At 71.6% G+C, this 21,335-nt stretch carries 18 protein-coding genes and 1 pseudogene; 6 read left to right on the plus strand and 13 right to left on the minus strand.

The features are described 5' to 3' along the window. Nucleotides 1–5: 5 nt before the first annotated feature. From mmsA to KKZ08_RS32795, 5 genes are all read right to left on the minus strand, one after another. Nucleotides 6–1,568, minus strand: a complete 1,563-nt coding sequence (mmsA, locus tag KKZ08_RS32775) for a multiple monosaccharide ABC transporter ATP-binding protein (protein WP_276573923.1) — start codon at nucleotides 1,566–1,568, stop codon at nucleotides 6–8. 17 nt (nucleotides 1,569–1,585) lie between these two features. Beyond that, on the minus strand, nucleotides 1,586–2,695 hold the full coding sequence (chvE, locus tag KKZ08_RS32780) for a multiple monosaccharide ABC transporter substrate-binding protein (RefSeq protein ID WP_223777872.1): 1,110 nt from the start codon (nucleotides 2,693–2,695) through the stop codon (nucleotides 1,586–1,588). Nucleotides 2,696–2,698: 3 nt separating this feature from the next. Further along, nucleotides 2,699–3,667 carry a hypothetical protein gene (locus tag KKZ08_RS32785; RefSeq protein WP_223777873.1) on the minus strand — a complete coding sequence of 323 codons (969 nt, stop codon included), beginning with the start codon at nucleotides 3,665–3,667 and terminating at the stop codon, nucleotides 2,699–2,701. Between the two features lie 151 nt (nucleotides 3,668–3,818). Continuing rightward, nucleotides 3,819–4,832: an alcohol dehydrogenase catalytic domain-containing protein gene (locus tag KKZ08_RS32790; protein WP_223777874.1), complete on the minus strand. Its 1,014-nt coding sequence runs from the start codon at nucleotides 4,830–4,832 to the stop codon at nucleotides 3,819–3,821. Continuing rightward, entirely contained in the window at nucleotides 4,829–5,995 is a 1,167-nt protein-coding gene (locus KKZ08_RS32795) for a mandelate racemase/muconate lactonizing enzyme family protein (RefSeq protein WP_223777875.1), read from the minus strand. The genes KKZ08_RS32790 and KKZ08_RS32795 overlap by 4 nt, the downstream gene beginning before the upstream one ends. Before the next feature lie 245 nt (nucleotides 5,996–6,240). Between KKZ08_RS32795 and KKZ08_RS32800 the strand changes: the two genes are divergently transcribed. Together KKZ08_RS32800 and KKZ08_RS32805 are read left to right on the plus strand one after the other, a co-directional pair. Beyond that, the gene (locus KKZ08_RS32800; protein ID WP_223777876.1) at nucleotides 6,241–7,011 is read left to right on the plus strand and encodes an IclR family transcriptional regulator; all 771 of its coding nucleotides are present in this window, start codon (nucleotides 6,241–6,243) and stop codon (nucleotides 7,009–7,011) included. Further along, nucleotides 7,008–7,868, plus strand: coding sequence for an SMP-30/gluconolactonase/LRE family protein (locus KKZ08_RS32805; protein ID WP_223777877.1), 861 nt, complete (start codon nucleotides 7,008–7,010; stop codon nucleotides 7,866–7,868). The genes KKZ08_RS32800 and KKZ08_RS32805 overlap by 4 nt, the downstream gene beginning before the upstream one ends. A gap of 20 nt (nucleotides 7,869–7,888) precedes the next feature. On the opposite strand, the gene KKZ08_RS32810 is transcribed toward KKZ08_RS32805, so the two are convergent. Genes KKZ08_RS32810 through KKZ08_RS32835 form a run of 6 tightly spaced genes read right to left on the minus strand, consistent with a single transcriptional unit; the run spans nucleotide 7,889 to nucleotide 13,968 of the window. Continuing rightward, complete coding sequence (locus KKZ08_RS32810) at nucleotides 7,889–8,884, minus strand: ABC transporter substrate-binding protein (protein WP_223777878.1); 996 nt, start codon at nucleotides 8,882–8,884, stop codon at nucleotides 7,889–7,891. A gap of 37 nt (nucleotides 8,885–8,921) precedes the next feature. Continuing rightward, nucleotides 8,922–9,695: an ABC transporter ATP-binding protein gene (locus KKZ08_RS32815; protein WP_223777879.1), complete on the minus strand. Its 774-nt coding sequence runs from the start codon at nucleotides 9,693–9,695 to the stop codon at nucleotides 8,922–8,924. A gap of 1 nt (nucleotide 9,696) precedes the next feature. Continuing rightward, nucleotides 9,697–10,794: an iron ABC transporter permease gene (locus KKZ08_RS32820; protein WP_223777880.1), complete on the minus strand. Its 1,098-nt coding sequence runs from the start codon at nucleotides 10,792–10,794 to the stop codon at nucleotides 9,697–9,699. After that, nucleotides 10,791–12,083 carry an MFS transporter gene (locus KKZ08_RS32825; protein ID WP_223777881.1) on the minus strand — a complete coding sequence of 431 codons (1,293 nt, stop codon included), beginning with the start codon at nucleotides 12,081–12,083 and terminating at the stop codon, nucleotides 10,791–10,793. The genes KKZ08_RS32820 and KKZ08_RS32825 overlap by 4 nt, the downstream gene beginning before the upstream one ends. Further along, nucleotides 12,080–12,919 (minus strand): DUF364 domain-containing protein, encoded by an 840-nt coding sequence (locus tag KKZ08_RS32830; protein WP_223777882.1) that lies wholly within the window; start codon nucleotides 12,917–12,919, stop codon nucleotides 12,080–12,082. The genes KKZ08_RS32825 and KKZ08_RS32830 overlap by 4 nt, the downstream gene beginning before the upstream one ends. A gap of 59 nt (nucleotides 12,920–12,978) precedes the next feature. After that, complete coding sequence (locus tag KKZ08_RS32835) at nucleotides 12,979–13,968, minus strand: pyridoxal-phosphate dependent enzyme (RefSeq protein ID WP_223777883.1); 990 nt, start codon at nucleotides 13,966–13,968, stop codon at nucleotides 12,979–12,981. Between the two features lie 262 nt (nucleotides 13,969–14,230). Here KKZ08_RS32835 and KKZ08_RS32840 point away from each other — a divergent pair, with 262 nt between their 5' ends. Both KKZ08_RS32840 and KKZ08_RS32845 read left to right on the plus strand, forming a co-directional pair. Further along, nucleotides 14,231–15,151 (plus strand): kinase, encoded by a 921-nt coding sequence (locus KKZ08_RS32840; protein ID WP_223777884.1) that lies wholly within the window; start codon nucleotides 14,231–14,233, stop codon nucleotides 15,149–15,151. A 62-nt stretch (nucleotides 15,152–15,213) separates the two neighbouring features. After that, a pseudogene (locus KKZ08_RS32845) lies at nucleotides 15,214–15,477 on the plus strand (transcriptional repressor); the annotation flags it as partial. Nucleotides 15,478–15,579: 102 nt separating this feature from the next. Here KKZ08_RS32845 and KKZ08_RS32850 read toward each other — a convergent pair. Continuing rightward, on the minus strand, nucleotides 15,580–16,182 hold the full coding sequence (locus KKZ08_RS32850) for a hypothetical protein (protein WP_223779387.1): 603 nt from the start codon (nucleotides 16,180–16,182) through the stop codon (nucleotides 15,580–15,582). A gap of 277 nt (nucleotides 16,183–16,459) precedes the next feature. On the opposite strand from KKZ08_RS32850, the gene KKZ08_RS32855 reads away from it, so the two are divergent. After that, the gene (locus KKZ08_RS32855; RefSeq protein ID WP_223777885.1) at nucleotides 16,460–18,673 is read left to right on the plus strand and encodes an MMPL family transporter; all 2,214 of its coding nucleotides are present in this window, start codon (nucleotides 16,460–16,462) and stop codon (nucleotides 18,671–18,673) included. A gap of 57 nt (nucleotides 18,674–18,730) precedes the next feature. After that, entirely contained in the window at nucleotides 18,731–20,014 is a 1,284-nt protein-coding gene (locus KKZ08_RS32860) for a wax ester/triacylglycerol synthase domain-containing protein (protein ID WP_223777886.1), read from the plus strand. Here the strand turns inward: KKZ08_RS32860 and KKZ08_RS32865 are convergent. After that, entirely contained in the window at nucleotides 19,966–21,111 is a 1,146-nt protein-coding gene (locus KKZ08_RS32865) for an SDR family oxidoreductase (RefSeq protein WP_223777887.1), read from the minus strand. The two genes, KKZ08_RS32860 and KKZ08_RS32865, sit on opposite strands and share 49 nt — an antisense overlap. Between the last annotated feature and the right edge of the window lie 224 nt (nucleotides 21,112–21,335).

Consider the following 21,335-nt stretch of genomic DNA (forward strand, 5'->3'; position numbering starts at 1 on the left):
GGGCCTCAGCTCTTGCTTCCGGTGCTTCTGGTCTTGGTCATATGGCGCATCAGGACTTCCTGGGTGGCCTCCGCGCGCGTGACCTCGCCGGTCAGGCGGCCCTCGGCCATCGTGTAGATCCGGTCGCACATCCCGAGCAGCTCCGGCAGCTCCGAGGAGATGAACAGGACCGCCTTGCCCTGCGCCGCGAGCTGGTCGATGACGGTGTAGATCTCGTACTTGGCGCCCACGTCGATGCCGCGCGTCGGCTCGTCGAGGATCAGCACCTCGGGGTCGGCGTGGATCCACTTGCTCAGGACGACCTTCTGCTGATTGCCGCCGGAGAGCCGGCCCACCTGCTCGAAGACGGTGGGGGTCTTGATGTTCATCGACTTGCGGTAGCGCTCGGAGACCTGCCGCTCGTGGTGTTCGTCCACGAAGCCGCCGATGCCGCCGCGCCGCCGCATGCCCGGCAGCGAGGCCAGCGACACATTGCGGTTGATGTTGTCGATGAGGTTCAGGCCGTAGCGCTTGCGGTCCTCGGTGACGTACGCGATGCCGGCGTCGACCGCGGCCGGGACCGTCTTGGTGACCACCGGTCGGCCGTTCACCGCCACGGTCCCTGCGACGTACTGCCCGTAGGAGCGCCCGAAGACGGACATGGCGAGTTCGGTGCGGCCCGCGCCCATCAGGCCCGCGATGCCGACGATCTCACCGCGCCGCACCGTCAGCGACACGTCGTCGACGACCGTGCGCTGGTGGTCGACGGGATGGCGCACCGTCCAGCCCTGCACCGCCAGGGCGAGTTCGCCCGCGTCGGCGCCCGCGTACGGCGTGCGCTCGGGGAAGCGGTGGTCGAGGTCGCGGCCGACCATGCCGCGGATGATCCGGTCCTCCGACAACTCCGGCTCGTGCTCCGGGCTCTGGCGGACCGTCAGGGATTCGAAGGAGCAGCCGTCGCGCAGGATGGTCACGGCGTCGGTGATCTGCCGGATCTCGTTGAGCTTGTGCGAGATGATGATGCTGGAGATGCCCTGCTCGCGCAGTTCCACGATCAGGTCGAGCAGCTTCGCGCTGTCCTCGTCGTTGAGCGCGGCCGTCGGCTCGTCGAGGATCAGCAGCTTCACCTCCTTCGACAGGGCCTTGGCGATCTCCACCAGCTGCTGCTTGCCCACCCCGATGTCGGAGACCGGCGTCTGCGGCTTCTCGCGCAGCCCGACCCGCTTGAGCAGGGCGCTCGCCCGGCGCAGGGTGTCGTTCCAGTCGATGAAGCCACGCCTGGTCTGTTCGTTGCCGAGGAAGATGTTCTCGGCGATCGACAGATAGGGGACAAGCGCCAGTTCCTGATGGATGATCACGATGCCGTGGCGCTCGCTGGCCCGGATGTCCTTGAAGGCCATCCGCTCGCCCTCGAAGAGGATCTCGCCGTCGTAACTGCCGTGCGGGTACACGCCGCTGAGGACCTTCATCAGCGTCGACTTGCCGGCGCCGTTCTCGCCGCAGATCGCGTGGATCTCCCCCGACCGCACCGTCAAATCCACACCGGAGAGAGCCTTGACGCCGGGAAACGTCTTGGTGATCCCGCGCATCTCCAGGATGGGCGCGCTCACTTGAGCTGCCCCGCCGTGAAGTACCCCTCGTCCACGAGGAGCTTGGTGTTGGACTTGTCGACGCTGACCGGCTCCAGGAGGAAGGCCGGCACGGTCTTCTCGCCGTTGTTGTAGTCCTTGGTGTTGTTGACCTGGACCTTCTTGCCCGTCAGGACCGCGTCACCCATCTTCACCGTCTGCGCGGCCAGCTTGCGCGTGTCCTTGAACACGGTCTGCGTCTGCTCGCCCCGGATGATCGACTTCACCGACGCGAGCTCCGCGTCCTGACCGGTGATGACCGGCAGCGGCTGGCTCTTGCTGCCGTAACCCGCGCTCTTGAGCGCTGAGATGATGCCGATGGAGATCCCGTCGTAGGGCGAGAGCACCGCGTCGACGCGCTTGTCGCCGTAGCTCTTGCTGATCAGGTCGTCCATGCGCTTCTGCGCCGTGCCGCCGTCCCACTTCAGCGTCGTGGCCTGGTTCAGCCGCGTCTGCTTGCTGCGCACCACGAGCTGACCGGACTCGAAGTACGGCTTCAGCACCTTCATGGCGCCGTTCCAGAAGTACTTGGTGTTGTTGTCGTCCGGGTCGCCCGCGAACAGCTCGATGGACCGCGTGTCGTCGGCGTCCTTGTCGGGCTTGCCGAGCTTCAACTTGTCGACCAGGTACTGGCCCTGGAGCCGGCCCACGCGTTCGTTGTCGAACGACGCGTAGTAGTTGACGTTCTTCGTGCCGAGGATGAGGCGGTCGTACGAGATCACGGGGATCCCCGCGTCGTGCGCGCGCTTCAGGACGTCGGTGAGCGCCGAGCCGTTGATCGCGGCGACCACCAGGAGCCGGTGCCCCTTCGTGATCATGTTCTCGATCTGGGCGACCTGGTTCTCCACCTTGTCGTCGCCGTACTGGAGGTCCGTGTCGTAACCGGCCTTCTTGAACTGCGCCGCCATGTTCTTGCCGTCGGCGATCCACCGCTCGGAGGACTTGGTGGGCATGGCGAGACCGATGGTGCCGCCCTTCCCGTCGTCCGGCTTGTAGCGGCTGCCGCCCTTGGCCTCCTGCCCGCAGGCGGTCAGCGAGACGGCGAGCAGCGCGGTGGTGACGGCGATGCCGAGAGTGCGGGTGCGCATGGGTCAGTCCCCTTCCGGGACGGGGAAACGGCACAGCTCGCCCGGGAGCCGCGAGCCGAGCGGCGACATGCCGCCGTCCGCGCCGTGGCGGGCCAGCAGATCCAGGGCGAGACGGCCGCGCCTGACCCGCTCCCGGGCCGTGGCGAGGGCGTGCTCGCGCAGGTGGGCGCCGTACGGGTAGATGCCGGTGGCCTTGGCGAGGCCGAACTTCACATACAGCGGGGCGCCGCGCCGGATCAGCTCGGCGACCTCGTACATCCGGACGTAGCCGCCGAGGTCGTCGGGGGCCTCGACGTACATGTCCATCGGCGCCCGGCTGACCCGGCGGATCTCCGTGAGATGGGCGGGGGTCAGATCGGACGGCACGTTCAGGGAGTCGGCGCCAAGACGCTCGTACACCGCGTACGAGGCCGGGTTGACCGGACCGGTCAGCGCGGACAGCTTGAAGGTGGTGTCGGCGGGGAGCACCCCGGCGGCGCGGAGTCTGTGCAGCGTCCACAGCACGCCCTCGTCGGCGACGAGCAGGCACTTCACGCCGAGCCCGGTGGCGCGCACGGCGTCCTCGACGCAGCCCGCGAGCGCGTCGTGGCCACGGGCGCGCAGCCCCGCGCCGCCGGAGTCGGTGCGGGTCGAGGCGCCGATGTCCCAGGTGCCGCGCGGCCCCGTGAACAGGCACAGCTCGATGTCGCGCTCGGCACAGGACTCCACCATCTCGGTGATCTCGTCGTCACCGAGCATCCAGACGCCGCTGCCCTGGCTGATCCGGTGGACGGGCACGTCCAGGCGCGCGCTCTCCTTGAGGACGACGGCGAGCGCCTCGGGACCCTCGACGGAGGGGATCTCGGTGCGCCACGTGCCGCCGTCGGGGAACGTGTGCGGGGAGGCGTCGGCCGGGTCGGCGGCGGGCACCGGATGACCGATGCGGGCGAGGGCGTCGGCGCCGGGGCGCCGGGTTGCTGACGGGGCGGTCACGGGACTCCAATGATCGGTGTGTCGATGTGGTTCGGGTGGATCGTCGTGCGGCGCCGCCCGGTTGGGTGTACGGCGGCACGGGGCGGTCAGGCGCGCCCGTACCGCCGTACGTGCAGGGGGAAGGACCGCCGGGGACACGGTCCGGCCGGCCTCAGGGCCGCAGCAGCACCTTCCCGGTCTTCGGATCGCCGCCGCCGACCAGCGCGACGGCCTCGCCGAACCGCTCCAGCGGGAACTCGTGCGTGATCAGCGGCGCCGGGTCGAGCAGTCCGAGGCCGAACGCCCGCACGGCGTCCGACCAGGCCGAGGAGGACGCGCCGAAGACGGAGCGCACCTCCAGCTGGCTCAGCGACAGATGCACCGGGTCGATGCCGACCGCCCCCGGCGTGAACATGCCGGTGAGCACGACCCTGCCGCCCCTGCGGGCGAGCAGGCACGACGAGGCCGCGGTGGTCGGCGCGCCCGCCGTCTCCACGACCAGGTCGAAGCGGCCGTGCGCCGACCGGGCCTCGTCGGGGGAGAGGGCAGCGGTGGCCCCGAAGTCCCGCGCCTGCTCACCGCGGGCCGCCCGCGGGTCCACCACAATCAGCTCGGCGGGACTCGACGCGGCGAGCAGCTGCACCGCGAGCAGCCCGAGGGTGCCCGCGCCGACCACCGCGACGCGCTCACCGGGCCCCGGGCGGCCCGCCCGCACCGCGGCGGCGATCACCGCGGACGGTTCGAGCAGGGCGGCCGCGCGCAGGTCGGCGTCGTCCCGCAGGAGGTGCAGGAGCCGGGCGGGCACGGTGAGGTGGTCGGCGAAGGCGCCCGGCTCGGTGAACCCGGTCTCGGCGTAGCCGCCGGTGCACAGGCTGGTCTCCCCACACCGGCAGCGCTCGCAGACACCGCAGGCCCGGAACCCCTCCGCGACGGTCCTGCGGCCGACGAGGGCGGGGTCGACGCCCGCGCCCACCGCAGCCACGGTCCCGGACCACTCGTGGCCCGGCGTCACGGGGTAGCGCACGTACGCGGCGTCGCGGTGGCCGTCGTACACCTCGCGGTCGCTCATGCAGATCCCGGCGGCGGCCACCCGCACGAGGACCTCGCCGGGGCCCGGCTGCGGCGTGTCACCGGTGACGAGGCGGTGTTCGCCGGGCCGGTCGACGACGATCGCGCGGCTGCTCACTTCTTGGCCCCGCCGGGGGAACGCTTCTCCCAGCCCTCGGCCCACAGGTCGAACCGGGCCTGCTGCTGCGGGAACTCGGCGGCCGCGTCGGTGTCGAGCTCGACGCCGAGGCCGGGCTCGTGCGACAGCTCGAAGCAGCCCGTCTCCGGGTCGACCTGGGGCGCTCCCTTGACGACCTTCTTGATGTCCGCGTCCGCGAAGTCGTTGAAGTGTTCGAGGATCTTGAAGTTCGGCGCGGAGAAGCCGACTTGGAGCGAGGCGGCGGTCAGCACGGGCCCGCCCACGTTGTGCGGGGCGACCAGCATGTAGTGCGTCTCGGCGGTCGCCGCGAGCTTGCGGGTCTCCCAGATGCCGCCGATGTGGCCGACGTCCGGCTGGATGATGTCCACGGCCTGGCTCTCGAACAGCTCCCGGAACTCGATCCGGTCGTGGATCCGCTCACCGGTGGCCACCGGCATGTCCACCTTGGCGGCGACCTTCTCCAGGGCCTTGAGGTTCTCCGGCGGGACCGGCTCCTCCAGCCAGGCGGGGCGGAACGGCGCGAGGTCGCGGGCGAGGCGGACCGCCGTGGCGGGCGAGAAGCGGCCGTGCATCTCCAGCATCAGCTCGGCGTCAGGACCGATCGCGTCCCGCACGGCCTCGATCAACGACACGGCGTACAGGCTCTGTTCGTGGTCCAGCTCGTAGTGCCCGGTGCCGAAGGGGTCGATCTTCAGCGCGCGGTAGCCGCGCTCCATGACCCCCTGGGCCGCCTTGTGGTACGCCTCCGGGGTGCGCTCCGTGGTGTACCAGCCGTTGGCGTACGCCTTGACGCGGTCGGTGACCCTGCCGCCGAGCAGCTGCCACACGGGGACGCCGAGCGCCTTGCCCTTGATGTCCCAGCAGGCCATCTCGATGACCGCGATGCCCGACATGACGATCTCGCCGGCCCGGCCGTAGTCGCCGTACTTCATCCGGCGCACGAGGTCCTCGACCGCGAACGGGTCCGACCCCTTGATGTGGTTGGCCTCCGCCTCACGGAGGTATCCGATGAGTGCGTCGGTGTGGCCGAGCATGCGCGTCTCGCCGATGCCGGTCAGGCCTTCGTCGGTGTGGACCTGGACGTAAGTGAGGTTACGCCAGGGCGTTCCGACCACATGCGTGCTGATTCCCGTGATGCGCAAGGCAGTTGTCCCTTGACTTGTTCGGTATTTCGTCACACGTTCGAAATGTTGGCGTGACGGTATTCACGGTGGCCGGAACGTGTCAATGGTTCGCGCGAAACGGTCTTGAGAGGGCGGTGGGGGCGAGTCGCCGGAGCCTCGAAGCGGTCCGGCGGCCATTGCGCCGCGAACGGCGCCATGCCTAACCTGTGTTCGTCATACCGATCAGCGGCCGAGGTTTCGGACGCCACAGGGTGGGAGGCCTCATGGGACGACTGGTTCCCGCGGTGACCAGGTCGCTGGACATACTCGAACTGTTCCTGGAAGGGGACGGGACGCTCTCCGCGCCAGAGGTGACCCGCAGGCTTCAGCTGCCGCGCACCACCGTGCACGAACTGCTCACCACCCTGGCGGCCCGTTCGTACCTCGCGCAGATCCCGGACCAGCCGGGCCGCTACCGCCTCGGCGTGCGCACCTACCAGCTCGGCAGCCGCTACGCCGAGCAGCTCGACCTCGCGGCCGAGGGGCAGCAGGTGGCCCGCGAGGTCGCCGAGACCTGCGACGAGACCGTCCACGTCGCCATTCTCGAGGACACCGACGTCATCTACATCGCCAAGGTCGACTCCACGCACGCCGTGCGCATGGTCTCCGCGGCGGGCCGCCGGCTTCCGGCGCACTGCACCTCGGTCGGCAAGATGCTGCTGGCCTCGCTGCCGCAGCCGGAGCTTGAGTCCCGCCTCCAGGGCCGGGTGTTCGCGGCGATGACCCCCGACAGCATCACCGACCCCGACGAGCTGGCCGCCGCGCTCGCGGACATCCGGGAGCGGGGCGTCGCGGTCGAGCACCGGGAGTCCAACCCGGACGTCAGCTGCGTGGCCGCGCCGGTGCGCGACAGCGCGGGACGGGTCGTCGCCGCCCTGTCCATCTCCGTGCCGATGATCCGCTGGAGCGAGGAGCGCGAGCGGGAACTGGCCGAGCTGGCCGCCAAGGGAGCCGGTGACCTCTCGGTCCGCCTCGGTCACCGGGGCCGGCGATGAGCGGCGGGTTCGAGGTGGCGGTGCGCGAGCAGGCACTGCTCGGCGAGGGCCCCACCTGGGACGCGGTCGGCGAGCGCCTCATCTGGGTCGACATCCTCGCCGCACGCGTCCATACGTACGCACCCGGCGACGGCCGCCGTACGGTCATGGCCACCGACCAGCACGTCGGCGCCGCCAAGCCCCGGGCGGGCGGCGGCCTGGTGGTCAACCTCCGCGACGGGATCGGCCTGTACGGCCCCGGCGGCGCGTCCTTCTCCTGGCTGGTGCGCGACCCCGTGCCGGGCCGCCGGGGCAATGACGCCGCCGTCGCGCCCGACGGCGCGCTCTGGGCGGGCACCATGCGCTACGACGAGGCGCCGGGCGGCGGCGGCCTCACCCGCGTCGACCCCGACGGCACCGTCACCGAGCAGTCCGCGTCCCTCGGCGACGTCGCCGTCAGCAACGGCACGGGCTGGAGCCCCGACGGGCGGCTCATGTACTACGCCGACAGCCCCACGCGCCGGGTCGACGTCCTCGACTTCGACGGCCGGCACGCGCGGAACCGGCGCCCGTTCGTGGTGATCGAGGACGGCGCGGGCGACCCCGACGGACTCACCGTCGACGCCGAGGGCTGCGTCTGGATCGCCCTCTGGAACGGCGGAGCCGTCCGCAGGTACACCCCCGACGGGCGGCTCGACCTGACCGTGCCCCTGCCGACACCCCGCCCCACGGCCTGCGCCTTCGGCGGCCCCGACCTGCGCGACCTCTACATCACCACGGCCCGAGCCGGCCAGCCCCGCCCGCACCCACTGGCGGGCTCGGTGCTCGTGGTGCCGGACGCGGGCCAGGGGCTGCCGGGCACGCCCTTCGCAGGCTGAACCGGCCGGCCACAAGAGGGTCAGCGCTTCAGTTCGCGCAGGTACTTCCCGAACTTCTCCAGGCCGTCGATGTTGCGCGGCCCGCTGATGCCCTCGTTGTAGTCGAGGACGAAGAAGTTGTTCTTCTTGACGGCGGGCAGCTCCTTCGTGTGCGGGGACTTCTTCAGGAACTCGATCTTCTTCTCCGCGGGCTGGTCGCCGTAGTCGAAGATGATGACGACCTCGGGCTCGGCCTTGGTGACGGCCTCCCAGTTCACCTGCGTCCAGCGCTCGTCGAGCCCGTCGAAGATGTTCCTGCCGCCCGCGGTCTTGATGATGTCGTTCGGCGGGACCTGGCTGCCCGCGGTGAAGGGCTGGTCGGTCCCGGAGTCGTAGAGGAAGACCGGCACCGGATCACCCTTGGGTGCCTTCTCCTTCACGGCCGCCACGCGCTTCTTCAGGTCCCCGACGACCTGACCGGCCTTCTTCTCGACGTGGAAGATCTTCCCGAGCCGCTCAAGGTCGCTGTAGAGCGCGTTGAACGGCGTGACCTTCTGCGGATACCCGGGATAGTTGAAGCAGCTCTCCGTGTGCATGAAGCTCTGGACGCCGAGCTTGTCCAGGATCTTCGGGGTGATGCCGCGCTGGTCGCTGAAGCCGGAGTTCCAGCCCGCCACGACGAAGTCGGACTTGGCCTCGACGACGATCTCCTTGTTGAGCAGGTCGTCGCTGAGCATCTTCACCTTGGCGTACTCCGACGCCCAGGGCGACTCGCTCACCGGCGGATTGGCGGGCGGCATCACGTACCCGTGGACGTGCTTCGTCAGACCGAGGCTGAACAGCTTGTCGGCGCTGCCGCCCTCGTAGGCCACGGCACGCTCGGGCACCTGGTAGGAGACGGGCTCGCCGCACCGCTTGACGGTGACCTTCTCGGACGCCTTGGCGTCGCCGTCCGCCTCGACCTCCGCGCCGCAGCCGCTCAGCAGCAGCGCGGCCGCGAGCGCGGAGCCCAGGGCGATGGACCGGGTGTGTGACATGGGTATGTGGTGCCTTTCCAAAGGTGGGGTGGGGTGGTCAGAGGGTGGGGTGGAGGGAGTAGAGCAGCTGGGGGCCGCCGGTCAGCGGATGCGGTACGACGGTGGCCTTCACGCCGAACACATCGGCGACCAGCTCCTCGGTGAGGACCTCCTCGGGCGTCCCGGCCGCGACCAGGCTCCCCTGCGACAGGACCCCGAGCCGGTCGCAGGCGGCGGCCGCGAGGTTGAGGTCGTGCAGCACGACGAGGACGGTCGGCCCGGCGCCCCGCAGATGCGACAGGACCTCGATCTGATGGCGCACGTCCAGGTGGTTGGTCGGCTCGTCGAGGACGAGCACCCGCGGCTCCTGGACGAGCGCCCGGGCGAGCAGCACGCGCTGGCGCTCCCCGCCCGACAAGGTCAGGACGCCGCGCTTGGCCAGATGCCGGATGTCGAGCCGCTCCATCGCCCGTACGCACAGCTCCCTTTCACGCCCGCTGAGCGCCTGGTTGCCCCGCTGGTGCGGAGCGCGTCCGAGCGCGACGACCTCCTCGACGGTGAAGTCGAGCTCGACGGCGCCGTCCTGCGTCATCGCCGCGACGAGCTGCGCGCTGCGCCGCATCGAAAAGCCCGCGATGTCGTCACCGCCCACCCGCACCGTCCCGGTGGCCGGCCGCAGCGCGCGGTAGACGCAGCGCAGCGCGGTCGACTTACCGCTGCCGTTCGGGCCGACGAGGCCGACGACCTCGCCGCTGCCCGCGTCGAGCGAGAGGTCCCGCACCAGGCTCTTGCCGTCGATGACGACGCCGAGCCCCTCGATTCGCAAGTCCATCTCAACGGCCCCCGAACACATAGCCCTTGCGGCGCATCAGCGCGATGAACACCGGTACTCCGACGAGCGCGGTGATGACACCCAGCGGCAGTTCGCGCGGCGCGACCACCGTCCGGGACAGCAGATCGACCCAGACCATGAAGACCGCGCCGACCAGCGGGGCCACGGCGAGAACCCGGGCGTGCCCGGCGCCGACCACCATGCGCACCAGGTGCGGCATGACGAGCCCCACGAAGCTGATGGCGCCGCTCACCGCCACCATCACGCCGGTGACCAGCGAGACGAGGACGAGCAGCGACCTGCGGTGCCGGTCGGGGCTCAGGCCGAGGCTCGCCGCGGTCTCGTCGCCGAGCGCGAGCACGTCCAGGGCACGGCCGTGGCGGTACAGCACGACGAGGCCGAGCAGGACGACGGCGGCGACGACGGGCAGCGCGGCCCAACTGGCGGCGCCGAAGCTGCCCATGGTCCAGTACAGGACCATGCCGGTCGCCTCGCTGTCCGGCGCGAAGTAGATGATGACGCTCATCACGGCCTGGAAGCCCAGGGACATGGCGACGCCCGTCAGGACGAGACGCAGCGGTGACAGGACGCCCCCGCTGGACGAGGCGACGTACACGAGGAACGACGCGACGAGCGCGCCGATGAACGCCCCCGCCGACACCGCGTACACCCCGAGCGCGGCCAGGCCGCCGGTGACCGTCACCGCGACGGCGCCCACCGACGCCCCGGAGGAGACGCCGAGCACGAAGGGGTCGGCGAGGGCGTTGCGCACCATGGCCTGGATGGCGACGCCGACCGCGCTGAGCCCGGCGCCCACCAGCGCGGCGAGCAGGACACGCGGCGTGCGGATCTGCCAGATGATCTGGTACGTCGTCGTCTCGTCGGCGCCGATGCGCCCGCCCGTGAGCGCCGCCCACAGATAGCGGGCGGTCTCGGCGGGCGTCACGAAGGCGGCGCCGAGCCCGATGGCCACGACGACGGACGCGACCAGGACGAGGAAGAGCGCGACGCAGGTCAGGACCAGGGCCCCGGGTGAGGCGAGCCGGTCCCGCACGGCGGCCCTGGGGCGCGCGGGTGCCGCCTCCGTGACGGTGCTCATGCTGTTCCTGCCTCCGTTTCGGCTTCGGCCTCGTCGTCGCTCGGGGACCCGCGCCGCACCAGGACGGCCGCGCCGAGCGCCGCGACGACCAGGGCGCCGAAGACGGCGGCGGTGCCGGGGTAGCCGGCGAGGCCGAGGCCCGCGCCGCCGAGCGCCGCGCCGACGAACACGCCGAGGCTCTGCCCCGCGGCGTTGAGACTCAGCGCCGAGCCGCGCAGCGAGGTGCCGCAGCGCCGCACGATGAGGCTGACGACGCACGCGGCGACGATGGCGTGGCTGGCCGCGTGCAGCGCGGTCATGGCGAGGGCGAGCGGCAGCCAGTGCGTGAAGTAGAAGCCCACGACGGAGACGAGGGCGGCGACCAGACCGATGCCGAGCATGCGTTCCGTGGCGACGCGCGGCGCGGCGGAGTTGGTGATCCGGCCGGTGAGGAGGTTGCTGACGAAGAACGACGCGCCGCTGAGCGTCCACACGAACGCGAAGAGACCGGCGTCGAGGTCGAACCGCTGCTCGTAGAAGGCCGCGAGGTACGACAGGTAGCCCATGAACACGGCGGTGCGCAGAAACCCGATGAGCAGCAGCGGCACCGCACCACGGACGGCCGCCAGGGCCTTGAACGAGGCGAGGTAGCCGAGGCGCTGCCCGGCGGGGGCGTTGGCAGCGTTGTCTGCGGATGCCTCCTTCTTGCGGCGGGCCACGAAGACCACGGCGAGCAGCAGCGACACCACCGTCACGCCGAACAGGTCGCCCTGCCAGCCCCAGAACAGCGCGGGCAGCGCGATGACGGGCGCCGCGAGCATGGCGGTCATCGACTGCGTGGCCGTGACCAGGGTCGCCGCGCGCCCGGCGGCCTTGCCGGTGCCGAAGCGGTCGGCGGCGGCGGCCGTCAGCGCCGGGTTCAGGACGGACGTACTCGCGCCGATGAGCAGGCAGAAGACGGCGAGCATGACGAAGTCGCCGCTGGCGCCGAGCGCGGAGGAGGCCCCGAGGGCGACGAGCGCGCCCGCCGCCGCCCACTCCTTGGGCACCCGGTCGATCAGCGGGGCCAGGGCCGTGCCCACCAGCAGGGCGGCGAGGCCGCCGAGTCCGCGCAGGCCGCCCATCGCGGCGACGCTGCTGCCGGCGTCGTCGGCGATCGGCACGAGGTAGGTGCTGAAGACGGTGAACGGCAGCAGGCCCACCGCCGAGGCGAGCAGGACCGGCCACAGGGTGCGGGCCATGCGCAGATCGCCCGGGACCGGCTCCTCGGCCCTGTCCGTCGTGGGGCCCTTCACGGCGTCGACGCTCACGCACCCGCTCCGTCCGCGAGGGCGGCGCGGTAGCGGTACATCGGCGTGGCGTCCGCGCTGAACTGGGAGAACGTGAACGGCTCGGCGTTCAGACCGGTGACTCCGGCGCCGAGGAAGGCGCGGGCGACGGCGCTGCCGCTCTGGGCGTAGACGGTCAGCGGGACGCGGTGCTCGACGCAGTGCCGCAGGATCAGGTCGAAGGTGCCGTTGCTGAGCGTCATGCCGGTGGCGACCACCGCGTCGGCCTGCGCGAGGACCTCGGTCATGTCGTCGGTGACGGGGTCGCCCCACGCGGTCGTCCGCAGGTTCAGGTCGCAGGGCAGGCAGACGCCGCCCCGCTCCCGGATCGCCGCGACCAGCGGGTTGACGACGCCGATCAGGGCGACCTTGGCGCCGGGCTCGATGTCGAGCAGCCCCGCCACGGCGGCGTCGCGCGCCTCGGCGCGGACCTCCGGAGTGCCGGTGGGCAGCATGACGCGCTCGGCGTCATCGGCGTCCCGGTGCGGGCGCACCCGGGCCAGATAGGCGTCGAGTGCGGCGGTCCGCACCGGCGCGGACTCGTCGCGCAGCAGCTTGTCCAGACAGTGGCCGGAGGCGTTCTCGCAGAATTCCGGGGCGATTTCACCCGCCTCGAAGGAGCACGCGCCGAAGGAGTCGCCGACGCGAAGCAGCAAGTAGTGGTTGTGGTAGGTGACATCACCGCCGGCAAGCCGGGTCGTGTTGTACAGCCAGAACGCGCTGGTGACGGTGAGGCCGGCCGGGTCGGGGCCGTGCTCGCCCGCGAGGACGGCCTCTGTCAGCTCCGCGACGGATGTGTGGGATATGGGACGCGACATGGTTTCTCTCTTGATCTGCGGGGGTGTTGAAGGCGGGGCGGCGGCACGCTGCCGGAACGTCAGGCGGTGGCGGGCCAGGCCGTGGTGGACCAGGGGTGGCGCAGCTGGTCGAGCGAGGTGACCTCGTGCGGCTTCAACGTCTCGATGTCCAGGGCCTGTTCGTGCCGGGCGTAGGCGCTCTCGACGTAGCGGTGGCCCGTGTCGGCCGCGATGAAGACGTAGGTGCGCGAGCCGTCCCCGCGCCGCTCCCACAGGGCGCTCAGGTACGCGGCGCCCGCGGAGAGCCCGGCGAAGATGCCGCTGGTGCGCAGCAGGGCGACGGCTCCGGAGACGGCGCTGTCGAAGTTGACCCAGTGCACGCGGTCGTACAGGTCGTGCCGGACGTTCTGGAACTCGATGGCGCTGCCGATCCCGGCGATGATCATGTCCGGGTCCGCGACGTGCTCGGAGCCGAAGGTGACACTGCCGAAGGGCTGCACGCCGACGAGCGTCACGTCACGGCCGGCCTCGCGCAGATACGTGGCGAGGGCCCCGGTGGAGGCACCCGACCCCACGCCGCCGACGAGCGCGAGGGGGCCCGTCGGGATGTCCGCGTCGATCGACTCGGCGACCTCGCGGTAGCCGTAGTAGTGGATGGCGTCGTGGTACTGCCGCATCCAGTGGTACGAGGGGTTGGCGGCCAGGATCTCGGCGATGCGCCGCACCCTCAACTCCTGGTCCAGGCGCAGGTCCTTGGAGGGAGCGACCTGTTCCAGGGTGGCGCCCAGTATCTCCAGCTGGACGCGGGTCGAGCGGTCCACCGTGGTGGAGCCGACGATGTGGCACTTCATGCCGTAGCGGTGACAGGCCAGTGCCAGGGCCTGCGCGTAGATGCCGCTGGAGCTGTCGATGAGGGTGTCACCGGGTCGGACGGCTCCCGTTTCGAGCAGATGGCGGACGGCTCCGAGAGCCGAGTAGATCTTCATGGTCTCGAACCGGAGGCAGGCGAGGTCCGGTTCCAGGGATATGAGATCGGGTTTCTTCACCGCTTCGGCGATGTGTGGGTGCATGGCGTGGATCCCCCCGTTGGGACGTCGGAGCGGAAGACGCCGAGAGCATCACACTAGATGAAAATGATTGTCAAGACCGGGTAAGGTCGTCACACTGTCCCTGAGGGTGGTGCGTCCCTGAGGGGCGGTGTGTCCATGGGAGGCGGTGCGCCGTTCAGTGCCCCGCCGTGTCGAGAGGAGCCGCGTGAAGCTGTCCCAGGAGCCCGGAGCCAGGGCTCGCCTGCCGCGACAGGAGCCGCGTCCGAGAGGGGCCGGGCCGGGGGTGGCCACCGGTGTGGGCACCGCCTTCGGCACCTTCGGTGAGCTCCTCCAGGGCGTGCTGCCCGAGGAGGACGGCGACTTCCTCGTGACGCTGCCCGTCGCCCGCTGGAGCATGGCCACCTACCGGCAGGAGTCCGACTCCGGCGAGCTGGAGGTCTGGCCGCCGCGCAAGACGAAGGCGCTCCAACTGGCCCGGATGATCGTCGACTTGGCGCCACGTGGTGTGCGGTCCGCGCGTGGCGGGACCCTCACCGTCAGCAGCGTGATCCCCGAGGGCAAGGGGCTCGCCAGCTCCTCCGCCGACCTCGTCGCGACCGCGCGGGCGGTCGGCCGGGCCCTCGGTGTCCCCATGCCGCCCGTCCGCATCGAACGGCTCCTGTCCCGCATCGAACCCACCGACGGCGTGCTCTACCCCGCGATCGTCGCCTTCCACCACCGCAGCGTGCGGCTGCGCGCGGTCCTCGGGTCGCTGCCCGCCATGGCCGTGGTCGGCGTCGACGAGGGCGGCTCGGTCGACACCGTGGACTTCAACCGCATCCCCAAGCCGTTCACCGCGGCGGACCGGCACGCGTACGCCGCCCTGCTCGCCCGGCTCACCGACGCCGTGCGTGCCCGGGACCTCGCGGAGGTCGGCCGCGTCGCCACCCGCAGCGCCCTGATGAACCAAAACCTGCGCCACAAACGGCTGTTGGAGCCGATGCGGGCCGTCTGCCGTGAGGTCGGCGGCCTCGGCGTGGCGGTCGGACACAGCGGCACGACCCTCGGCGTCCTGCTCGACGCCACCGACCCCGCGTACACGCGCCGCGTGACGGCGGCCTCGCAGGCGTGCGCGGAGCTGGCGGGCGCCGTCTCGGTCTACCGGACGCTGAGCTTCCGGGGCGCCTCGCGCGTGGCGGTGACGGCGGGGGAGGGCGTGCCGTGACGGGCGGGTCGGCGGGCGGGCGCGCGGCGACCGGCGTACGCAGGACACCGCAGCGCGCCGCCGTGCTCGAAACCCTCGGCCGCTGCCGGGAGTTCGTCTCCGCCCAGGAACTGCACGCCCTGCTCGCCGGACTCGGCAGCACGGTCGGACTCACCACCGTCTACCGCGCGCTGCGGGACCTCGACCGCGCCGGCCTCGTCGACGTCGTACGGGACGAGTCCGGCGAGCGGCTCTACCTCCGGCGCCCCACCGACGAGCACCGCCACTACCTCATCTGCCGCCGCTGCGGCCGCAGCCAGCCGGTCGACGCACGCGAGGTCGAGACGTGGGCGGAACGCCTCACCGAGAGCACGGGCTTCGCGGAACTGGAACACACCCTCGAACTCACCGGAGTCTGCGGGCGGTGCCGCCGTCCTCCCGGGCGCGGGTCAGCGGATGGTGAGGCTGCCCCGACCCTCGATGTAGCCGACACCCCTGCTGTAGCAGCGGCGCACGTTGTTGGTGGGCACCGCCGTGCCGGAGAAGGAACGGTGGGCCATGCGACCGGAGGCGACGGTTCCGTTGAGGAAGGAGTCGGCCGCGGTGTATCCGCGCGTGCCGTGCGGGGCCGGGCGGAGCGTGGAACGTCCGAGGATCCGGCCGGTGCGGTGGGGGCCGGAGTACCAGGTGACCGTGGCCCTGCCCTTGATCGACCTGGCACGCGAGCAGCTGGCGTGCGCGCTGCCCTTCACGGTGAGCCGGCCGGAGCTGATGCGGGGCTGACGGCCGTTGGGGGACGTGCAGTTGTCCAGGTTCGCGCTGCCGCGGGCCGAGATCTTGCGGGGGGTGCTGGTGACGGCGGGGCTGAAGGTGATGCGCTGGCCGGGGCCGGTCCGCAGGGAGCACTTGAGGGTGGCCCGGGGGGCGGCGACGGCGGCTGACGGGGCGCCGGCCGTCTGCGGTCCGGCCTGGCTGGTGGTGCCCGTGGCGAACAGGGTCAGGACTGCGGTCGCCGTCACGGCGGCGGCTCGCAGGTGATGCACGGCACGCATGCGGTTCTCCTCTGGTCGGGGTGACAACACGTGGTGTGGTTCCCATCGTTCGCGTTCTCTGCGAGTAAATCTCCCTCAACGTGAAGTTCGATGCTACTCGTCACTCTTCAGGCCTAATGAGTGTTTGACCCTCGAATGCCGCTTTGGACAGGATTGCCGCGTCGAGGAAAGGACCGTCATGCGATGGTTTCCCGGAAGCGGTCTGCTCGGCCGGAGGCGCGATACCGCTCGCGGGCGGTGCGGGACGGCTCCACGGAGCGCGCGGCGCCCGTGGTGGGTGCTGCTCGCCACCGCCGGCATCGGCACCGTGCTGGCACTGACCGCGTTCGCGGCGCCGGGCCGGCTGTCCAACGGCGGTTACATCGCCGAGGGGACCGAGGCCACCCGTACGGACGCGCTGATCCAGCAGCGCTTCGGCGCGGGGATTCCCGACCTGGTCCTGTACGCGCGCGCACCCCAGCCTGCCGACGCCCCTGAAGTGCGGCGCGCGGGCCAGGAGTTCGCCGACCGGGTCGCCCACGAACCGGGCGTGCGGGAAGTCGTCTCCTACTGGGCCGTGGGGGACCGCAGGCTGCTCAGTGAGGACGGCCGGGCCGCCCTGGTCACCGTGGACCTGCGGGGGAACGAGGACGCGGCGGCGCGCCGGGCGGCGGACCTGGTGCCACGGCTGACCGGTGGGCAGGGTCCGTTCACCGTCACGGCGACCGGGCCGGCCTGGGTGATGGCCCAGGTGACCGAGTTGAGCCGCGAGGAACTGATCCGCGCCGAACTCATCGGCGCCCCCCTCGCCGTCCTCGTGCTGCTGTTCGCCTTCGGATCACTCACGGCGGCGCTGCTGCCCGCGGTGGTCGGCGCGCTCTCCGTGGCCGGCACCTTCGCCGTTCTCCAGGTGCTGGCCGCGTACATGCCGCTGTCGGCGTTCGCCTTCAACCTCACCACCGCCCTCGGCTTCGGACTGGCCGTCGACTACGGCCTGTTCGTGGTCAGCCGCTACCGCGAGGAGCTGGCCGCGGGCGCCACGCCGCCCGAAGCGGTCGGGACGACCATGCGCACGGTCGGCCGGACCGTGCTGTTCTCCGCGGGCACGGTCGTGGTCTGCCTCGCCGCGCTCCTGCTCTTCCCGCTGGGGTTCCTGCGCTCCTTGGCGCTGGCCGGCATCAGCGTCGTCGTGCTGGCGGCCGTGGCCACGCGTGTGGTGCTGCCCGCCATGCTCCTGGTCATCGGTGGTCGGATCGACCGGCTTGACCCGTTCGCTCCGCTGCGGCGCGGCGCACGTGCCGGCCGGAGCCCGTCGTGGTCACGCGTGGCGCGCCTCGCCACCGGCCGACCGGTTCTGGCGGGCGGCTGCGCGGCCCTGTTCCTGCTGGCCCTGGCCGTGCCGTTCACCCACGCCCGCTTCGGTGTCACCGACGAGCGGGTCCTGCCCGAGAAGGCGGAGTCCCACGCCACGGCCACGCGCGTCGGCCGCGAGTTCCCCCTGCCGTGGACCCGGACGCTGGCCGTACTGCTGCCCGACACCGACGCCGTCGACCAGCGGCAGGCCCTGGACGCCTATGCCCGAAGGGTCTCCGCCCTGCCCACGGCGGGCGAGGTCGGGACCGCTCTGGGCACGTACCACGACGGACGCCGCACGACCGGGCCGTCCATGGACGCGCTGCTCTATGTCGCCGACGGATCGACCTGGCTGTCGGTGACCGCCGACGGGCCGCCGTCGGCCGACGAACCGCTGGTGCGGGAGCTGCGCGCACTGCCCTCTCCCGGCCGGCATCACGTCTCCGGACGTCCGGCCCGCGTACTGGACACCAAGGACGCCGTCCTCGGGGCCCTGCCCACGGCCGCGGCCCTCGTGGTCGGAGCGGTGTTGCTGCTGCTGTTCCTCTTCACCGGCTCGGTCCTCATCCCCGTGAAGGCCGTGCTCATGGGCGCGTTGAGCCTGAGCGCCACCTTCGGGGCGATGGTGTACGTCTTCCAGGACGGACATCTGCGCGCTCTCGTGGGGGACTTCACCGTGACCGGTGAGCTGGAGACGTCGATGCCGATCCTGGTCTTCGGCGCGGCGTTCGCCCTCTCCGTCGACTACGAGCTGTTCCTCATCTCCCGTATCCAGGAGGAGTACCGGAGCACCGGCGATCACCGGACGGCGATCGTCACCGGGCTCGCCCGCACCGGCAGGATGATCACTGTGGCGGCGGTGATCTTCGCGGTCGCCCTGCTGCCCCTGATCTCCTCCGGCATCACCCTGCTCAAACTCGTCGGCTGCGGGCTCGCGCTCGCGGTCCTGGTCGACGCCACCGTCGTACGCGGCGTGCTGGTCCCGGCGTTCATGCAGCTGACCGGGCACGCCAACTGGTGGGCGCCGCGCCCTCTCGCCGCACTCCACCGGCGCGTCGGCCTGGACCGGCGGCACCGCCGCACGGCTCCCGGCACGCACGCGCGGCTTCCCGCGGCGCGCGAGCGGGGAACCGTGTCCGCGCCGGTGTCCGACAAGTGACCGACCACCCTCGTGACACAAGTAGTCGACCACCCGCGTGACAGGGGACAGAGCCGCATGTACGCCAACCCAGTGGACGCCGTCTACCACCGGTACCGGAGCGCGCACCCGCAGATCGTGGGGACCTTGCTGCGGTTCCGGGGCGCGGCTCCCGAGCTCGGCCGGCTCCGGGAGCACTTCGCCGCGCACTTCGCCGAGCAGCCCGTCCTGCGTCACCGTCTGGAGGAGGTCGGGGGCCGCACCTGCCGCGTGCCGGCCGATGTGCGTCCGCAGGACCACGTACGGCACCACGCGGCGCCTCCCGGCCGGACGTGGGAGGAGGTGGCCGACGCGCTGCACGCCCTCCCCCTGCCGCCGCCACCGGCCGTGCCGTGGGACGTCTGGCTCGCCGACGGCCACCACGCCGACGAGTGGCTGCTCTTCTTCCGCTCCCACCACGCGCTCACCGACGGGACGGGGCGCGCACATCTGATCAACAGTCTGTTCGGGAGCGCTCCGCGGCCAGGCCCCGCGGTGTCACGGGGCGGGTTCTCCCTCACGTGCGCGGCGCGTCTGCTCGCCGATGCCGTGTCCGGGCTGCTGCCCGGCCCTGTTGCCGCACCGCCCTGGCGGTGGCTGTACGGGCCCACGAGCGGCTCCTCCCGCCTCAGCTGCGTTTCCCTTCCCTACGAGCGGCTGTCCCAGGTGGGACGAGCCGCGGGGGTCACCACCAACGACGTCTATCTCGCGGCCATGGCGGGCGTGATGCGCCAGTTGGCGCTGGAAAGGGGTACCGGCCCCGACGAGCTGTGCGCCCTGCCGGTGTCCATGCCCATGTCGACGCGCCGCGCAGGCGAGGAGGGCCTGCCGGGCAATCATCTGGCGACGGCCCGTGTCCTGCTGCCCTGCCATCTGCCCGACCCGTGGCAGCGGTTGGCCCGCGTGCACCGGGCGACGGCCCGCGCGAAGCGGCAAGGACGCGCGGCCACCTCCCGCTTCCTCCAGGAGCATGCCCCGCACCGGATCTCCGAGGCCACCGCCAGGGCGCTCATGGACGCGCGTACCGCGCCGGTGTGCTGCAACTACGTGCCCTACCGGGAGCCGGAGCTGTCCTTCGACGGCAGCCGCGCCCTCGACGTCACCTCGGTGGGGGCGCTCATGGACGGGCATCTGCTCTACACGGCTCTCACGTACCACCGCTCTGTCGCCCGGCTCGCCGTGGTGCACGATGCGGCCCTGCCGGACGCCGCTCGGGTGGGAGCACTCTGGAACGCGGAGGTCGACGCCCTGTGCGGCGCCCCCGGCCCAGGGGCTCACACGTGCAGCGGCGCCTTGGCTCCCCCGAAGGCGCGTACCAGGTAGTCGTGGTCGACGGGGTCGGGGACGGGAAGGTCACCGACGGCCGCCAGGAGGTTGCTCCGGTCGTACGTGCGCCGGTGGGCGCTGAACGTCAGCAGGCGCGTGCCGTGCTTCGCGAGGAGCCGCTCCGGCATCGTGGGGTGGGACAGTACGGGGGTGAAGCGGATCAGCAGGCCGGGGAAGCGGGTTCGCATGGCGGTGGCCATCGTCGACAGTCTCACGCTCTGCGGATGGGTGACGTGCAGCGTGCGGACGCCTGGTGCGGGTTCGTCGCGCGATGCCGCCAGCACCATGGCATGGGCCGCGTAGTCGGCCTGGAGCAGGTTGAGCGCGCCCTCGGGGTCGCCCTCGACGCGGTGCTGCATGATCTCGGGCCGCCGGGTGTCAGCGCTGCGCGGGCCACCCAGCAGCACCCGCATCGCGTCCTGCTCGGCCGCACGGCCGAGCAGGACGTTCTCGATGAGCCGGACCGCCACGTCGGTCGGCTGGCCGGGCAGCCCCTCGGGCGCCGGGCGGTCGGTGACCAGCAGACTGGGGCGGAACACGGTGACGTCCCGGCCCCCCTCGCGCGCCCAGGCGTGCAGCAGGCGCTCGGCGGTGTACTTGGACTCCTCGTACAGCGTCTGGAACCCGTCCCCGTCCCGCAGGTCGGTTTCCCTCACGTGCCCTGTGCGGCGCCGTCCGGCCACGTACGCGGTGCTCACGAAGAGCACGCGCGACCCGGGAGCCTCGTCCGCCAGTTCCAGGACGCGCCGGGTGCCGATGACGTTGGCATGGTGCAGCGGGGCCGGCTCCGCCTCAAGGGCGATCATCGCGGCGCAGTGCCACAGAGCGGTGAGGCCCCGAGTGACGCGGGCCCGGTCCTCCGGTGTCAGGCCGAGGCCTGGCTGTGTGAGGTCGCCGCGGACGTAGCGGACGCCGGCGAGGGCGTCGGCGGCCAATGGCGGGGCCTCGAGCCACGTCACGGCGGCGTCGACGCGGGCGCGCAGTTCGTCGGGTGTGCCACGGCCCAGGACGGTGACCTCCTCGCCGCGGGCGAGGAGTTCGCGCAGGATGCGGCAGCCGAGGAAGCCGGTCGCGCCGGTGAGCAGGACGGACAACGGGGTCTCCTGAGGAAGAGGGGGGAGTGACGGCACCAGACGCTACGGCGCCGTCTCGGGTCCGAACCGCCGCTCAGGTCGCGCCTCGGCACAGTCACTCGGACGAGTGGTCGGCGTCGATGCGGGGCCCTTCACTCGTAAAGGTGATTGCGAGGAAAACACCCGAACTCCGGTGATTTCTACCAGCGTTCGAGCCGGAGGTGGCTACGGTGCTGAGCGATCTG

The organism is Streptomyces sp. 135, assembly GCF_020026305.1.
Lineage (GTDB): Bacteria > Actinomycetota > Actinomycetes > Streptomycetales > Streptomycetaceae > Streptomyces.

What these genes read in the sequence shown, in the direction of transcription:
- KKZ08_RS32810 (WP_223777878.1), bottom strand. Translation starts at nt 8,884, where the DNA reads ATGTCACACACCCGGTCCATCGCCCTGGGCTCCGCGCTCGCGGCCGCG.
- KKZ08_RS32820 (WP_223777880.1), bottom strand. Translation starts at nt 10,794, where the DNA reads ATGAGCACCGTCACGGAGGCGGCACCCGCGCGCCCCAGGGCCGCCGTG.
- KKZ08_RS32860 (WP_223777886.1), top strand. Translation starts at nt 18,731, where the DNA reads ATGTACGCCAACCCAGTGGACGCCGTCTACCACCGGTACCGGAGCGCG.
- mmsA (WP_276573923.1), bottom strand. Translation starts at nt 1,568, where the DNA reads ATGCGCGGGATCACCAAGACGTTTCCCGGCGTCAAGGCTCTCTCCGGT.
- KKZ08_RS32800 (WP_223777876.1), top strand. Translation starts at nt 6,241, where the DNA reads ATGGGACGACTGGTTCCCGCGGTGACCAGGTCGCTGGACATACTCGAA.
- chvE (WP_223777872.1), bottom strand. Translation starts at nt 2,695, where the DNA reads ATGCGCACCCGCACTCTCGGCATCGCCGTCACCACCGCGCTGCTCGCC.
- KKZ08_RS32835 (WP_223777883.1), bottom strand. Translation starts at nt 13,968, where the DNA reads ATGCACCCACACATCGCCGAAGCGGTGAAGAAACCCGATCTCATATCC.
- KKZ08_RS32805 (WP_223777877.1), top strand. Translation starts at nt 7,008, where the DNA reads ATGAGCGGCGGGTTCGAGGTGGCGGTGCGCGAGCAGGCACTGCTCGGC.
- KKZ08_RS32815 (WP_223777879.1), bottom strand. Translation starts at nt 9,695, where the DNA reads ATGGACTTGCGAATCGAGGGGCTCGGCGTCGTCATCGACGGCAAGAGC.
- KKZ08_RS32830 (WP_223777882.1), bottom strand. Translation starts at nt 12,919, where the DNA reads ATGTCGCGTCCCATATCCCACACATCCGTCGCGGAGCTGACAGAGGCC.
- KKZ08_RS32850 (WP_223779387.1), bottom strand. Translation starts at nt 16,182, where the DNA reads ATGCGTGCCGTGCATCACCTGCGAGCCGCCGCCGTGACGGCGACCGCA.